This is a genomic window from Aeromonas sp. Y311-2 (genome assembly GCF_027706025.1).
Taxonomy (GTDB): domain Bacteria; phylum Pseudomonadota; class Gammaproteobacteria; order Enterobacterales; family Aeromonadaceae; genus Aeromonas; species Aeromonas veronii.
Map to the genome: position 1 here is coordinate 98,293 of NZ_JAPDCL010000001.1, position 14,747 is coordinate 113,039.

A 14,747-nucleotide genomic window follows, 5' to 3' on the forward strand; every position below is an offset into this window, starting at 1 on the left:
TGGGGAGCGCGGGTGTAGCACGATTTTTCAGCGTGACAGAAGTTTTGTGCGAATTTTCTTTTCTGTCTGTCACGCAGATCGTCAATTGACGCTGCACCATACTTGTTGTCACCAAGGTAGGGCAAGGAGGCTCTATGAAGCATGGCATTGCGGTGATTATCACCAGTTTGTCTGTTCAGGTTGCAGCAGAACCACAGTGGACCTTCATGGATGAAAACTTGGAAAGGGGAGGGGTCTATGATGTGCGAGCTGAAAAGGTCAGAGTGGTGGTTCCTGACAAGCCTTTTGAACCCGGGCATCTCGCCAGTGTATTGACCTTGCCATTGCCGGATGGCACTACGGTGCAGTTTGATGTTCATCCCAATGCCTTGCTCCCGGAGTCTTTGGCCCAGCGCTACCCTTCTATCAATACTTACAGTGGGAAGGCTATCGATCGGGCGGCGGATACAGGCCGATTTGATGTCACCATACATGGTTTTCACGGTATGTTTACCCATCAGGGGCGTACCTTTTATGTCGATCCGCTTCAGGACGGTTTCTCTTATGCCGTTTATGAACAGCAAGATGCCTGGCGGCGACAGGATGTGGATCAGGTGATTGATCCTCATGGTATCGAGCGTGAGCGAGCTGTGCTGGTCGATGGCAATTTGCGCAAGCGCTACACCATCGCCATCTCGGCAACCGGGGAATATACCCAGTATCACGGTGGTACCAAGGTTGCAGCACTCTCGGCCATTGCAACACTGCTTAATCGGGTCAATGAAGTCTATCGCCGTGATGTGGGGGCCGAGTTTCAGCTTGCAGCTGATACGGATAATGTGATTTTCACCGATCCTGCGACGGATCCTTTCACCAACTCGACCCAGGATATCGCAATCAACCAGACCCAACAGGGGGTGTTGCTCAATCCTTCTTTTGATCTGGGCCATCTGCTGGCGACATCAGGCGGCGGGGTGGCGACCCTGAGATCTTTATGCAACCCTTTCAGCCGTTCACGGGGCATGACCGGAGGCTCACAGCCTATCGGTGATGCATTTTTTATTGATTATGTGGCTCACGAATTGGGGCACCAGCTGGGGGCCGAGCACTCCTTCAATGGCATGGCCGACAGTTGTGCCACGGGTCGCAAGGCTAGCTCAGCCTGGGAACCGGGCAGTGGCTCGACCATCATGGCTTATGCCGGGATCTGTGGTGAGGAGAATCTGCAGGTTAACAGCACTCCTTTCTTTCACAGCAAGTCGATCGAGCAGATGCGGGCTCTGATGGCCTCTCTGCCCTCCTGTGGCACCGACCTAGCGCTTGCCAATAACGCGCCGGTTGTGGATGCGGGGGGCGATAGGGTGATCCCCGCCAATACGCCTTTCACTCTTGTCGGTAGTGCGCTGGATCTGGATGGTCATCCCCTCAGTTACACCTGGGAGCAGGTTGATCTTGGCAATGCATCCTACAGCGTGGCAACCATGGTGGATGATGGAACCCGCCCGCTGTTTCGCTTTGCTTCACCGACATCGGATCCCCGTAGAACATTGCCCGCCATGAGCTCTCTGATATCGGGTGTCTTGGCCAAAGGAGAAGCGTGGCCTGCGACCAATCGCAATCTCCAGTTCCGCCTTACCGTACGTGATGGTCAGGGGGCGGTGAGCAGTGATGAAATGGTGGTTCAGGTGATCAATACCGGCGCGGCATTTGCCATCACAGCTCCGCAGATCGGCGCCATGGTGGCGGGTAGCACTCAGCTAGTGACATGGAATGTTGCCGGGACCGATCAGCCTCCTATCAATTGTCCCAGCGTGGATTTGGCACTGACACAGAATGGTGGTTCTACTTGGACTACGCTGGCAAGCGGGCTTGCCAATAACGGTTCGGCCAGTGTGGTGTTGCCTGCACCGTTGACCAGCACGGCCAGGCTGAAGCTGGCATGCAGCAATAATATTTTTTTCTCTATCAATGGGATAAGAGGTAATGCGTCTGCCACTACGGAAAGTGCAACTGTCATTACCGACAACAATGCGGGTGGCGGCGGTGGTGGTGGTGCAGTGAATCTTATCGTGATCCTCCTGATGGGAGGGGCAGCCGGATGGCGCAGGTATTACGGTTAGCCGTCAGTTTGCTGTTTCTATATATCTGCGCAGCGCCTGTTGTGGCCGCATCACTGACCGAGGCAATAGATGAAAGTCTTGCTGCTCAGGATTATCGGCTCATCGTGCGTGGCGGGCGCGGCGGTATGGCTCCGGGGGTTGTGGAGTCATTGCAAGCAGAAGCGAGAACCCGGTGCGGAGTCCGTTATCTGAAAGGGTTCGGTGATGTCATTGAGATGGGCAAGGAATCGGAGTTTGAGCAGCGGATTGACTATGCCACCCGATATAACCGACAGATGCTGGAAAGGTGCATGCCGGAGGCGATTTCAAGGCCGTAGTGGCTGTTCAACAACGGCGTGTAAATCGGCATGATTGGAGTTATAACTCTAATGTTCCAAACATAGTGATAGCCTCATGGGAATGATTCGATGACTCACATATGAGCTCCCATATACTTTTTTTGGAGTTTTAACTCTATTAAAAAGAACTGCTGAAAATGCTAACAAAATGAGCTGTTTATAAACTATAACTCACTAACTTTATGATTTTAAATGAAATAAAATTCATTTAATTTTTATTGAAAAAGTTGAAATGTGATTTGTGTCACGTTATTCTCGCCGGCTGTTCAGTCAGGTGATTAATAATGATGAAGTTCACAATAAATGCAATCTCAGTTGTCATCGCAATGTCAGCCAATATCGCGCTGGCATCCCCATGGCATATGATCGAAAAACGCAGCAAGCAGGCCGATGAACCTGTAAGGGCTCGCGCATACAATATCTTTGAGGTAGAACCAGATTTTTTAGAAAATCTGCGCTTGGGCCAAACCGTGATTGCGCTACCATTGCCTGATGGCAAGATGGTGCAATATGAATTGGAAGCCTATTCCGTATTACCGCCTGCGCTGGCAGCAAAATACCCAGATATCATGACCTATAAAGGACATGAAGTGGGCACCGCCAGCAATACCGGTCGCTTTAATATTTCTCCACGCGGTTTTAACGGCATGTTTATGCATGCTGGAGAGCAGGTGTTTGTCGATATTCAGCGCAACGGTACCTACGCTGTCTATTACAAAAAAGATGCACATTCAATGAGTGGCAAGAATATCAATGAGATCATTGACAAGTCCGAGCTGAAAAAAAATCTAGAAAATAATACTGAAGCGGCTCGTAACGAGGCTAGTTATAGCAAGGCAGCGCTTACCCAGTACAGCATTGCATTCTCTACCACTGGTGCATATACCAAGTTCTTTGGCGGCAAGGCGCAAGCCATGGATTCACTGGCTGTATTGGTTAACCGTTTAAATGAGGTGTATGAAAGGGACTTGGGTGTTCGTTTCGTATTGGCAGAGGGAAATCACAATATTATATTCGAAAATCTTGCTGACGATCCTTTTGTGAATGGCAGATATCCAGGTGAAACAAGAGATACTCTTATAAATGCTAGAGTTCAGAGAGAGAAACTGATTAGTAGAGAGATTGGTTATTTCGACCTTGGCCATGTATTGACCGCGGGTAAAGATGCAGGTTCGGCGAGAGTTGGGTCATTATGTGATGACATAGGATATCTTTATTCATCTAGGTCTCAAGCTGTTACAGGAAATATAAATCCTGTTGGTGATGCATTTTTTATTGACTTCGTTGCGCATGAAATTGGCCATCAATTTGGCGCCAATCATACCTATAATGCAAATGGGACACAAAGAGAGCCCTCTATGGCATGGGAGCCAGGCAGTGGTAGTTCAATAATGGGTTATGCGGGTTTGATGGGGGAGCAAAACGTACATCTCAACAGCGAGGCTTATTTTCATAGCAAGTCGATTGAGCAGATGCTGCAGCATATCATCGCGAGAGAAGCCAAAGCGCAGAAAGGGGAGATCGAAATCAAGGACGCAGCGATTCTTGCACCGACTATCGCATCGCGTTGTGGCGCCTCTATTCCGAGACAGAATGGGGACAATTTGGAGCCGGAAATTACCGAAGTGCCGCCAGTGCATGTGATCCCTAAAGGTGTGGCATTTAGCCTGAGTGGTAAGGGCAGTGACCCTGATGGTGATGCACTTGTTTACACTTGGGAGCAGGTTGACCTGAGTGATGATGCAACGACGAGTGGCCATCAATTGAGCTCCGGGTTCCTTGCTACCGGTCCCCTTTATCGTTACGCCGCGCCGACAGCATCCCCGGTTCGCCACTTTCCTTCGCTGGCTACCCAGTTAAAAGGGGAAGCTGAGAAAGGTGATGTCTGGGTTAATGTGCCGCGCACCCTTAACTTCCGTCTGGTCGCCCGTGATGGCAAAGGCGGTGGTGCCTATGGTGAGACCTCGGTCGAAGTGGTCGATACAGGTTCACAAACCTTCAAGATATTGCCAGCCCCTGACCAGCGTATTCTGGTTGGTAGCCCGACCACAGTGAATTGGCAAGTAGCTGGAACCGACGGTGGCCGCATCAACTGTCAGCAGGTCGATATCAGTTATAGCAACGATGAAGGCAAGAGCTGGCAGCGGCTGGTCAATGGCGTGAACAACAATGGCGCCCATGAGGTGACCATTCCGGCCAATGCTGGCAGCGCTGTTCGCCTCAAGCTGGCCTGTAGCGACAATATCTTCTATGCCATTACGCCAAAACTGGCGACCAAGAGCAGTGATACACCGGCTCCCCAGCCTGAAAGCAATGGCGGCGGTGGTGGCGGCGGTTCGACCGGTCTGTTCGCGCTGTTGGGCCTTGGTATCGCTGCGCTGCTGCGTCGTCGTGAGATCGTGAGCTACTAAACCAGATAACCCAAGGGTGAGATTACCCATCTTTGGTAAATTGATAAACCAAGCGAAGAGGCGTTAGCCTCTTCGCTTTTTTTGTATGGTTTACAAGGTCGCTTTATCGAGCGCACAATGCCTGCGTCACTCTCTTGATGGTCGTGGAACCATTATTTATTTGAAGGAAAATCAAGATGATGGATGTTGCTGATCTGCGCCGTGAATACTCCCGTGGCGGGCTGCACCGGGCCGATCTGCCGGCCGAGCCCCTCGAGCTGTTCGAGAAGTGGTTGGCGCAGGCTTGTGAGGCCAAACTGACCGATCCCACCGCCATGGTGGTGGCGACCGTCGATGCCGATGGTCAGCCCTGGCAGCGCACCGTGCTGCTCAAGCACTACGACGCCCAGGGGATGGTCTTTTACACCAACATGGGCAGCCGCAAGGCGCAGCAGCTGGAAGGCAATCCCCGTATCAGCCTGCTCTTCCCCTGGCATACGCTCGACCGTCAGGTGCATGTGACCGGTCGGGTGGAGAAGATGAGCACCTTCGAGGTGATGAAGTATTTCCACAGCCGTCCCAAGGATAGCCAGATCGCAGCCTGGGTCTCCAAACAGTCGACCCGCATCTCGGCCCGCGGCGTGCTGGAGGCCAAGTTCCTCGAGCTCAAGCAGAAGTTTGCCAATGGCGAAGTGCCGCTGCCGAGCTTCTGGGGCGGATTCCGGGTGGTGATCGAGACGGTGGAGTTCTGGCAGGGGGGCGAGCACCGGCTGCACGACCGCTTCTACTACACCCGCGACGGGGATGGCTGGCATATCGAGCGTCTGGCTCCCTGATCGCGCTGTTCAATTCTGTTTTCACAAGGAGTGTGTATGCATCTGTATGGTGATCTGCGTTCCGGCAACTGTTACAAGGTGTGGCTGCTGGCCCGCTGGCTGGAGCTGCCCCTTGAGTGGGTAGAGGTGGATATTCAGGCGGGGGATACCCGTACCCCCGCATTTCTGGCCATGAACCCCAACGGCAAGATCCCGGTGCTGGAGATTGGCCAGGGCGACATGCTGGTGGAATCTAACGCCATCCTCTTCTATCTGGCGCAAGGCAGCGCTTTGTGGCCAACCGATCCGCGCCAGCAGGCCGAGGTGCTCAAATGGATGTTCTTTGAGCAGTACAGCCATGAGCCCTACATCGCGGTGGCCCGCTTTATCGTTCACTATCTCGGCCGACCCGAGTCCCAGGAGGCGCGGCTCGACGGTCTGAAAGCCGGTGGCGAGAAGGCGCTGGCGGTAATGGAGCAGCAGCTGAAACAGAGCCCCTACCTGTGCGGTGATGCGCCGACCATCGCCGATATCGCCCTTTATGCCTACACCCATGTGGCAGAGGAGGGGATCTTCTCCCTGCAGGGGTGGCCCGCTATCCGTAGCTGGATCGCCCGTATCGAAGCCCATCCCCGCCATCAGACGCTGCCAGCGGCCTGTCAGGCCAGCTGATGGAATTGCTGATCGAGGCCAGTCTGTGGCAACCGCAGTGGGCTGCGCTGTTGCTGCACTGGCAGCAGCAAGGTCATCGCTGGCAGCTGCTGCTGGGCAAAGAGGCGGCCGCCGCCCTCGATCAAACCGATGCTCCCTGGGCGAGCAGTCCTCCTGACGGGGTGCTCTGCCCGGGGGCTCTGCTGGCTGCCTGGCTCGATGGCGATCTGCTGACGGATTTTCATGTTGATCCCAGCCGCCAGATCCTGATCAGTGCCTCCACCTCGCTACTGACCCTCGCCAGAGAGCAGGGTCTGCTTACCCTTGGTCCTGTGGGGGCCGATCTGCCGCTTACCCCCGAGGCCGATTTGGGCGCCGTGCTCAATCGCCTGCTGGTGCGCCGCATGACGGTGCCGACCCTGGCTGAGGGGCATTCGCTATCAGGCGTCGTGCTGCGACCACTGCAGGCCGACGATGAGCGCGAGATAGTGCGCTACTGCAGCGACGAGGCGCTGGCGCGCTACACCCTCAATATTCCTCACCCCTATCCGCCGGAGGGGGCCCGCGACTGGCTGGCGCTCAGCTGGCGCAAGGCGGCGCTTGGCCTTGGCTGGAGCTGGGTCATCACCTTGCCAGAGGAGCAAGGTGCGGCGTTGCTTGGGGTGATCTCCCTGCACTGGAATGGCGAGCTCGCCTGGTGGGTGGGCGTGCCCTGGCAAAATCGCGGTCTGGCGACTCGGGCCGCCAGCTTGGTCAAGGCGTTTGCCTTTGACCAACTGCAACTGCCTGCGCTGACGGCTCGCCATATGCCAGACAATTTAGCTTCCGGCCGGGTGATGGCAAAAGTGGGGATGCACTATCGCGGGCGGCGCCATATCAGTGGTCGCCAGCCGTGTGACGTGAGTTACTGGCGACTGGATCGCGCCCCCTCCTTACCCAATCCCTTGGCCGAGGAGATTTCCCGCTGGCTTGCTGATGAGCGGATCGCCGTGGTGATCCTGTGGGATCCCGCCACGACCAATCGGCAGAGTACCAACGGCAAGCTGGCCATTTCGCTCTTTGTGGATGAGAGGGGCGCGGGGGAGAAGCCCTGTTTTCTGCACTGCCCGCCGCATCTTGAGCGGTTGCTGGCGCTGCACTGTTACCCCGTCGATCTGCTGGAGCAGGCCGAACCGGAGCAGTTGTCCCATCTTGGCGGCGTCTTGCTGAAAGACAGGGATGAACAGGGGCTGGCGTGGTTGCTGCAACTGTCCGCGCTGCAGCGTCAGGGGCCCGACCTGCTCAGCCGCGAGGAGCGTGCATCACGGCTCCACTGGTTCAACCAGTTGATGGCGCAGGCGCTGGGCGATCAGGGTGACTCTTCGCAGATACGCTATCAGCAGTTACGGCTGCTGGTGGAGCTGCCGGAGCTGGTCGATGAGCTGGATGGCTGTTGGTATCAAACGCCAGAACTGACCTTTGAGCGGTTGGCGCGGGAGGCTCCCGCCCTCTGGCTGGCCTACCACGAGGCGATGAACAGGGTCACCCCGGCTACGCTAACCGCCTTGCAGCTGCAGTTTGCTGCTCGTTTTCCTGAGTGTACCCTCCCATTTTTGGACAAAGGTACTCAGAATGACCAGCCGTTGTGTGGAATAATGCCCGCTCTGCTGTACGAGGAGTAATACCTGATGTTGAGAACCGAGCGCCCCGGTGACATGCTGCCGGTTTATGAGCTGCTGAGTGCTGCCTTCGGTCGTTCCGATGAGGCCGAACTGGTCAACCGCCTGCGCGAATGTGGTGCTGCCGTAGTGACCATGGTCGAAGAGGAAGAGTACGAGTTCATGGGGCATCTGATGCTAAGCCCGATCACCATTAACGGCATGGAAGGGCCCTGGCTCGGTCTGGCGCCGGTCGCGGTTCATCCCGACTGGCAAGGCCAGGGGATTGGCTCGGATCTTATCCGTGAAGGGCTTGATACGGCGCTCGAGATGGACTGGAAAGGGGTGGTGGTACTCGGGGATCCGGCCTATTACAGCCGTTTCGGTTTCCGCCCGGCCAGCGAGTTTGGCCTGCACTGCATCTATGAGGTACCTGCCGACTGCTTTATGGCGATGGAGCTGCAGGAGCGCGGTTTTGCGGGTGTGCAGGGTGAGGTGCTCTATCACCCGCTGTTTGACGAGCTGCCTGACGAAGAGCCGCTCGAGGTGTGAATGGTCGACATCTGTGAAAAAGGCGCCTGATGGCGCCTTTTTCATCTATATCAGCCAGTCAGGTTAGTTGAAGAACCAGTAACCGCGGTTGACCAGACGGGTCAGCAGTTGCAGGAAACCTGCCTGATCGGCCAGCTCCACCAGGTCGGCCTGAGTGATGATGTCCTTGTCACACAACAGGGAAATGGCTGCCGCGTCTTCGCTCTGCAGAGTCCAGGCTTCGCCGTCGATGAAGCACTGCTGGCTTTCGCCGCTAAACCAGACGGTGCGCAGACCCGGCACCTTGATGGCGGGCTCGCCCTGGGTCAGCAGGTCGGCAACCTCCTCGGCGCTATAGTCCGGCTCGACCGGATTGACGTCCAGATCGTGCTTGGCCTCGGAGATCATGGTGCCGAACCACTCCTTGAACAGGATCTCGTCATCGAGGGCCTGCTGCATCAGCTCGCGCAGACGGTGCAGCTCGTGGGGCTGGATCTCGCCGTGACGGGCACGGGGCTTGAGGTCGGCGTCGCCGTAACGCTCGGTACGCACCTCGTTGTCGATCAGATGATCGGCAAAGGAGGAGATAAGTGCTTTGGCATCCGGTGCGCGGAAACCCACCGAGAAGTTCATGGAGGGCTCGATGGCGTAGCCTTCGTGGGGGAATCCTGGCGGAATGTAGAGGATGTCACCCGGCTCCATGATGACGTCGATGATCGCCTCGAACGGCTCGCAGTGCAGCAGGGCGGCGTGGGCGGCGAACTCGTTGAGGGGCTTGGCATCGCCGACTCGCCAGTGGCGCTTGCCCAGACCCTGGGTGATGAACACATCGTAGTTGTCGATGTGGGGGCCGACACCCGCATGGGGGGTGGAGAAGCTCACCATCACATCGTCAAAGCGCCAGCCCGGGATGAACTGGAACGGCACGGCCAGCTCGTTCACCTCGGGAGCCCAGTGGTTGCAAGCCTGTACCAGAATGGTCCAGTTCTCTTCGCCCAGATGGTCGTAGGATTCGAAGGGACCGTGGGCGGCATCCCACTTGCCGTCGAAACGAGTGACGAGGCGGGACTCTACCACCTCTTCCATGGCCAGACCGGCCAGCTCGTCCGGGCTGATGGGATCCTGAAAGTCCTTGAAGCCGCCCTTGATAAGGAGTGGGCGCTTCTGCCAGTAGTGCTCAAGGAAGTGAGCGATATCCAGATTGAGTTCGTACATAGATCTTCTCGTCAAAGGGTTCGACAAAGGTCAGGAGAGGTCTTGCCAGAGGCGGCTGCCGGCCTCGGGCAAGCCCGCTTGCAAACCGTATATAGGGTGCCACATAAAATAACCGGGGCCCTGTTGCAGATCATGCACAGGGCCCCGGTGGTGTCATTTATCCGCTTATTTCAGCAGGTCAACCAAACGCTGGGCGTCACCGATGTAGTTGGCCGGGGTCAGCTTCTTCAGCTCAACCTTGACCGCTTCCGGCAGCTCCAGGGTGTCGATAAAGGTACGCATCCCTTCGGCATCGACGCGGCGACCACGGGTCAGCTCCTTGAGCTTCTCGTAGGGCTTCTCGATACCGTAGCGGCGCATCACGGTCTGGATCGGCTCGGCCAGCACTTCCCAGTTGGCATCCAGATCGGCGGCCATGGCGGCGTCGTTGGCTTCCAGCTTGGAGATACCCTTGAGGGTCGCCTGATAGGCAATCAGGGAGTAACCCACCGCCACACCCAGGTTGCGCAGCACGGTCGAGTCGGTCAGATCACGCTGCCAGCGGGAGATGGGCAGCTTGCTCGCCAGATGCTGGAACACGGCGTTGGCCAGACCCAGATTGCCTTCGGAGTTCTCGAAGTCGATGGGGTTGACCTTGTGCGGCATGGTGGAGGAGCCGATTTCCCCCGCGATGGTGCGCTGCTTGAAGTGACCCAGGGAGATGTAACCCCACACATCGCGGTCGAAGTCGATCAGGATGGTGTTGAAGCGGGCCATGGCGTCGAACAGCTCGGCGATATAGTCGTGCGGCTCGATCTGGGTGGTGTAGGGGTTCCAGGTCAGACCCAGGGAGGTAACAAACTCCTCGGAGAACTGGTGCCAGTCCACATCCGGGTAGGCGCTAAGGTGGGCGTTGTAGTTGCCGACCGCACCGTTGATCTTGCCGAGGATCTCCACCGCCATGATCTGCTTGAACTGGCGCTCAAGACGATAGGCGACGTTGGCCATCTCCTTGCCCATGGTGCTCGGGGTGGCAGGCTGACCGTGGGTGCGGGAGAGCAGCGGCATGTCACGGTACTCGTGGGCCAGACGCTTGAGCTCGCTGATCAGCTTTTCGCAATAAGGCTTGATGACCTCTTCGCGGGCAGTTTTCAGCATCAGACCGTGGGAGTTGTTGTTGATGTCTTCCGAGGTGCAGGCGAAGTGGATGAACTCGCTGACAGCCGCCAGCTCCGGGTTCACTTCGACTTTTTCTTTGAGGAAGTACTCCACCGCTTTCACATCATGGTTGGTGGTGCGCTCGATCTGTTTGATGCGGGCGGCGTCACTCTCGTTGAAGTTGCTGACGATGCCATCGAGCAGGGCGTTGGCGGCCGCGCTCAGGGCAGGGACTTCCGGGATCCCGGCGTGGCTGGCCAGTTTTTGCAACCAGCGCACCTCGACTTCGACGCGAAAACGCAGCAGGCCGAATTCGGAGAAGATAGGGCGCAGGGCATCGGCCTTGTCGCCATAACGACCGTCAATCGGGGAAACAGCAGTCAGCGCGGACAGCTCCATGGGGTGAACTCCTGATGATTTGTGTGGGGGATCCGTATCCACTCGCGCGTGGGGCTGAGTCGTCGTCAGGGCGGATGTGCGGCTGTTCACCCTGATGTTGACCTCGCTTGCCCGCGCGCGAGCCGATGATTAGTAACGTTTGGCCAGCTCCACCATCTTCTTGCGAGCGAAGATGATCTGGGTGCGGCTGCCACCGAGCTGGCGCCACAGCACGCAGGCACGAATGCCCGCCAGCAGCAGGGCGCGCACCTTGTGCTGCACCAGCGGTTGCTGCAGGAACAGCGGGGTACCCGCAACCTGGATGCGCGGCCCGATGGGGCTGATAAGATCGCTGTAGATGCTCGCCATGTTGGCCAAAATCTGCTCGTCGAGCAGATCGAAGTGCTGTTGCTGGCGGCCAATCTGGCTGATCCGCTCACCCAGCATATTGAGAATGTCCTTGCGCTTGGCCAGCTTGCGCTCTAGCGCAATCAGGCTCACCACGTAGCGGGTCAGCTCGGCATTTTTCTGGCTGCCATCTGCTCCCAGCTGCTCGACCAGCGCACGGTAGCCGTCGCGAATGGCCAGATGGGTGTTGTTGAACACCTCGAGCGGCTGGCTCGGGTTGGTCACCAGAATGCTGGAGAGGCTCTCGCGCAGGGCGGCCTCGTCACAGCTGCCGTCTCGGGCCACCTTCTGCACCAGATACGCGGCCTGGCAGATGCCGGCAAAGGCCATTGTTCTGTCTTGGAATTTATCGCTCACGTCTGCTGCCTTCTGTTAAGGATTCAAACCGGATGGCTGAAACGTTGTTCGATGATGCCGCCGCCCAGACACACTTCCCCGTCGTAGAAGACGGCGGATTGGCCCGGGGTGACCGCAGCCTGTTTCTCGTCGAAGATGACCCGGATGGTCTCGTCGTCGATGGGCTGGATCAGGCAGGGAATATCCTGCTGGCGGTAGCGGGTCTTGACGGTGCAGCGACGCGGCTCGCGAATGGGGGTGCGATCCACCCAGTGCAATTGGCTGGCAATCAAACCATCGGAGTAGAGGCGGGGATGTTCGCCCTGCGCCACCACCAGCACGTTGCGTTCGACCTCTTTGTCGACCACATACCAGGCCTCTTCGGTGGCATCTTTGCGACCACCGATGCCGAGCCCCTTGCGCTGGCCCAGGGTGTGATACATCAGACCCTGATGCTCGCCGATCACCTTGCCATCCACGGTCTCGATTTTACCGGGCTGGGCGGGCAGGAACTTGGCCAGGAAGTCCTTGAACTTGCGCTCACCGATAAAGCAGATGCCGGTGGAGTCTTTCTTCTTGGCGGTGATGAGATCCAGCTGCTCGGCGATGCGGCGCACCTCGGGCTTCTCCAGATCGCCAACCGGGAACAGGCTCTGACCCACTTGCTTCTCGCTCAGGGTATAGAGGAAGTAGCTCTGATCCTTGTTGGTATCGAGCCCGCGCAGCAGGCGCGGGCGGCCGGTGCTGTCGTCACGGCGCACATAGTGGCCGGTGGCGATATAAGTGGCACCCAGCTCTTCGGCGGCAAATTCGAGGAACGCCTTGAACTTGATCTCCTTGTTGCACAGGATATCGGGGTTCGGCGTGCGGCCCGCCTTGTACTCTTCGAGGAAATGCTCGAACACATTGTCCCAGTACTCGGCCGCGAAGTTGATGGTATGGAGTTTCATCCCCAGCTTGTCGCAGACGGCCTTGGCATCAGCCAAATCCTGGGCGGCAGAGCAGTACTCGTCCGTGTCGTCTTCTTCCCAGTTCTTCATGAACAAGCCTTCGACCTGATAGCCCTGCTGCTGGAGCAGGTAGGCCGAGACGGAAGAATCCACGCCGCCGGACATGCCGACGATCACCTTGATTTGGCTGTTGTCTGTCATTAGTCGAAGTTACCAGTTCGTTTAAACGGGGCGTATTCTACCAGAGTTTTGCGCCCCCGGTCACATATCCATGCCGCAGTTCCCATCAGGAACCTTGCGGCAGGAAATCGTTTTTCTTGTGGCGATTGCCAGCGGATGCCTGCTCTGTCCCTAGCTCTGGATAAAGGCCTTGAGCGCCGAGAGCGGCAGGCGTGTTCCCGCCAGATAATCCTCGATGCACTGCCACACCAGCGGGCTTCTCAGGGCCGGTTTGCACTCGGCGATCTCCTCCAGGGTGAGCCAGTGGCAGGCGAGGATATCGCCGTCAGGATCCTCTGGATGGTGCTGACCCGGCGCTTTTTCAAGGTCGAAGATGATGGCGGTGCGCACATAGGTGGCCTCGCTGTCGGCCGGTTTGAACAGATAGGTACCAAGCCAGGCGGTCGGCGTGGCGGTCAGACCCGTCTCTTCTTTCAGCTCACGACAGGCCGCTTCAAGCAGGTTTTCCCCCGGCTCCACATGGCCGGCAGGTTGGTTGAAACGGCGCTGGCCTTTTATCTCCTCTTCCACCACCAGAAAGCGCCCCTGCCACTGCACCAGGGCGGCGACCGTCAGGCGCGCCTCCATGCGGGCGTGGCTGGTGGCCGATTGCTCTGCCTGATTGCTCATCATGACTCCTTGTCGCTGCTATTGGGATTGCCCGCTCGGGCGGGTCTGCGTGCCGTTCCTCGCCCGCTGCTGCGGGGTTTGCCGCTGGTCGAGTTTGAAGTTGAACGCTCGGTTGGGTGAGTGCTGCGGGGGCGCTCGTCCCGTCTCGGCTGGCTGGCCCGCCGTGGCGCATCCCCTGCCGGTTTGGCCGGTTTGGCGGTATGAGCGCCTGAACGGGATGAGGAGGGACGCGGGCTGCGGCTGGAGCTCGGCGCCAGCTCGGGGGCGGGCAGGGCTCGGCTCTCGCCGGGGGCCAATCCATCTAACGTCCAGTCACCGATGGCATAGCGAATAAGGCGCAGGGTGGGGTGGCCGATATGGGCGGTCATCCGCCGCACCTGCCGGTTACGCCCCTCCACTATCTTGATCTCCAGCCAGCAGGTGGGGATCTCCTTGCGCTTGCGAATGGGGGGATTGCGCGGCCACACCGCAGGTTCATCCATAATGCGCGCACCGGCGGGCAGGGTCATGCCGTCGTTGAGCTCCACGCCGGCGCGCAGGGCGGCCAGTTTCTCCTCGCTCGGAATGCCTTCCACCTGCACCCAGTAGGTCTTGGGGGTCTTCTCCCCCGGCTGGGTGAGGCGCGCCTGCAGCTTGCCATCGTTGGTGAGCAGCAGCAGCCCCTCGCTGTCGCGATCGAGCCGCCCTGCGGCATAGATGCCGGGCTCTTTAATGTAATCCTTGAGGGTCTCGCGGCCCGCCTCGTCGGTGAACTGGCAGAGCACCATGTAGGGCTTGTTCAGCAGGAGCAATTTGCGATCCTCTGGGGCCAGCTCCGGTTTGCGGGGGGATGCATGGCGGGGTGCGGCTGGTTTGGCCGCCGTGCGCGGGGCGTTATCGCGCGGCGCGCGGCTGACAGAGAGACGGGATCGGGGAGATTTCATCGGATACACACTTCAGACAGACGATGGCAGCGAGTGTACCACAGGGTGCTGAGGGCAGGATGAATGGCTGGCGTTACAGCAAGCAGCGCC

General features: G+C 57.9%; 13 protein-coding genes. 7 read left to right on the plus strand and 6 right to left on the minus strand.

Features of this window, described 5'->3' with window-relative positions:
* The first annotated feature begins 134 nt into the window (after window positions 1–134).
* The 7 genes from OKC42_RS00490 (at window position 135) to OKC42_RS00520 (ending at window position 8,482) form a co-directional block, all read left to right on the plus strand.
* Window positions 135–2,099: a reprolysin-like metallopeptidase gene (locus tag OKC42_RS00490; protein WP_270818876.1), complete on the plus strand. Its 1,965-nt coding sequence runs from the start codon at window positions 135–137 to the stop codon at window positions 2,097–2,099.
* Window positions 2,078–2,416, plus strand: coding sequence for a hypothetical protein (locus OKC42_RS00495; RefSeq protein ID WP_080768659.1), 339 nt, complete (start codon window positions 2,078–2,080; stop codon window positions 2,414–2,416). The genes OKC42_RS00490 and OKC42_RS00495 overlap by 22 nt, the downstream gene beginning before the upstream one ends.
* Window positions 2,417–2,721: 305 nt before the next feature.
* The gene (locus OKC42_RS00500; RefSeq protein WP_270818877.1) at window positions 2,722–4,848 is read left to right on the plus strand and encodes a reprolysin-like metallopeptidase; all 2,127 of its coding nucleotides are present in this window, start codon (window positions 2,722–2,724) and stop codon (window positions 4,846–4,848) included.
* A 176-nt stretch (window positions 4,849–5,024) separates the two neighbouring features.
* Complete coding sequence (gene pdxH / locus OKC42_RS00505; protein ID WP_042082460.1) at window positions 5,025–5,663, plus strand: pyridoxamine 5'-phosphate oxidase; 639 nt, start codon at window positions 5,025–5,027, stop codon at window positions 5,661–5,663.
* A 36-nt stretch (window positions 5,664–5,699) separates the two neighbouring features.
* The gene (locus OKC42_RS00510; RefSeq protein WP_042082459.1) at window positions 5,700–6,314 is read left to right on the plus strand and encodes a glutathione S-transferase family protein; all 615 of its coding nucleotides are present in this window, start codon (window positions 5,700–5,702) and stop codon (window positions 6,312–6,314) included.
* Entirely contained in the window at window positions 6,314–7,954 is a 1,641-nt protein-coding gene (locus tag OKC42_RS00515) for a GNAT family N-acetyltransferase (RefSeq protein WP_270818878.1), read from the plus strand. The genes OKC42_RS00510 and OKC42_RS00515 overlap by 1 nt, the downstream gene beginning before the upstream one ends.
* Before the next feature lie 6 nt (window positions 7,955–7,960).
* Window positions 7,961–8,482 (plus strand): GNAT family N-acetyltransferase, encoded by a 522-nt coding sequence (locus OKC42_RS00520; protein ID WP_042082457.1) that lies wholly within the window; start codon window positions 7,961–7,963, stop codon window positions 8,480–8,482.
* 63 nt (window positions 8,483–8,545) lie between these two features.
* On the opposite strand, the gene OKC42_RS00525 is transcribed toward OKC42_RS00520, so the two are convergent.
* The 6 genes from OKC42_RS00525 to OKC42_RS00550 all read right to left on the minus strand — a co-directional run bounded on the left by OKC42_RS00525 (window position 8,546) and on the right by OKC42_RS00550 (window position 14,657).
* Window positions 8,546–9,676 carry a ribosomal protein uL16 3-hydroxylase gene (locus OKC42_RS00525; protein ID WP_042082456.1) on the minus strand — a complete coding sequence of 377 codons (1,131 nt, stop codon included), beginning with the start codon at window positions 9,674–9,676 and terminating at the stop codon, window positions 8,546–8,548.
* A 165-nt stretch (window positions 9,677–9,841) separates the two neighbouring features.
* Entirely contained in the window at window positions 9,842–11,212 is a 1,371-nt protein-coding gene (gene purB, locus OKC42_RS00530) for an adenylosuccinate lyase (protein WP_005334624.1), read from the minus strand.
* Window positions 11,213–11,341: 129 nt separating this feature from the next.
* Complete coding sequence (gene hflD / locus OKC42_RS00535; protein ID WP_005334622.1) at window positions 11,342–11,956, minus strand: high frequency lysogenization protein HflD; 615 nt, start codon at window positions 11,954–11,956, stop codon at window positions 11,342–11,344.
* A gap of 23 nt (window positions 11,957–11,979) precedes the next feature.
* The gene (gene mnmA / locus OKC42_RS00540; RefSeq protein ID WP_005353619.1) at window positions 11,980–13,086 is read right to left on the minus strand and encodes a tRNA 2-thiouridine(34) synthase MnmA; all 1,107 of its coding nucleotides are present in this window, start codon (window positions 13,084–13,086) and stop codon (window positions 11,980–11,982) included.
* A 150-nt stretch (window positions 13,087–13,236) separates the two neighbouring features.
* Window positions 13,237–13,734 (minus strand): NUDIX hydrolase, encoded by a 498-nt coding sequence (locus tag OKC42_RS00545; protein ID WP_227343090.1) that lies wholly within the window; start codon window positions 13,732–13,734, stop codon window positions 13,237–13,239.
* Window positions 13,734–14,657 (minus strand): pseudouridine synthase, encoded by a 924-nt coding sequence (locus OKC42_RS00550; RefSeq protein ID WP_270818879.1) that lies wholly within the window; start codon window positions 14,655–14,657, stop codon window positions 13,734–13,736. The genes OKC42_RS00545 and OKC42_RS00550 overlap by 1 nt, the downstream gene beginning before the upstream one ends.
* Window positions 14,658–14,747 lie beyond the last annotated feature (90 nt).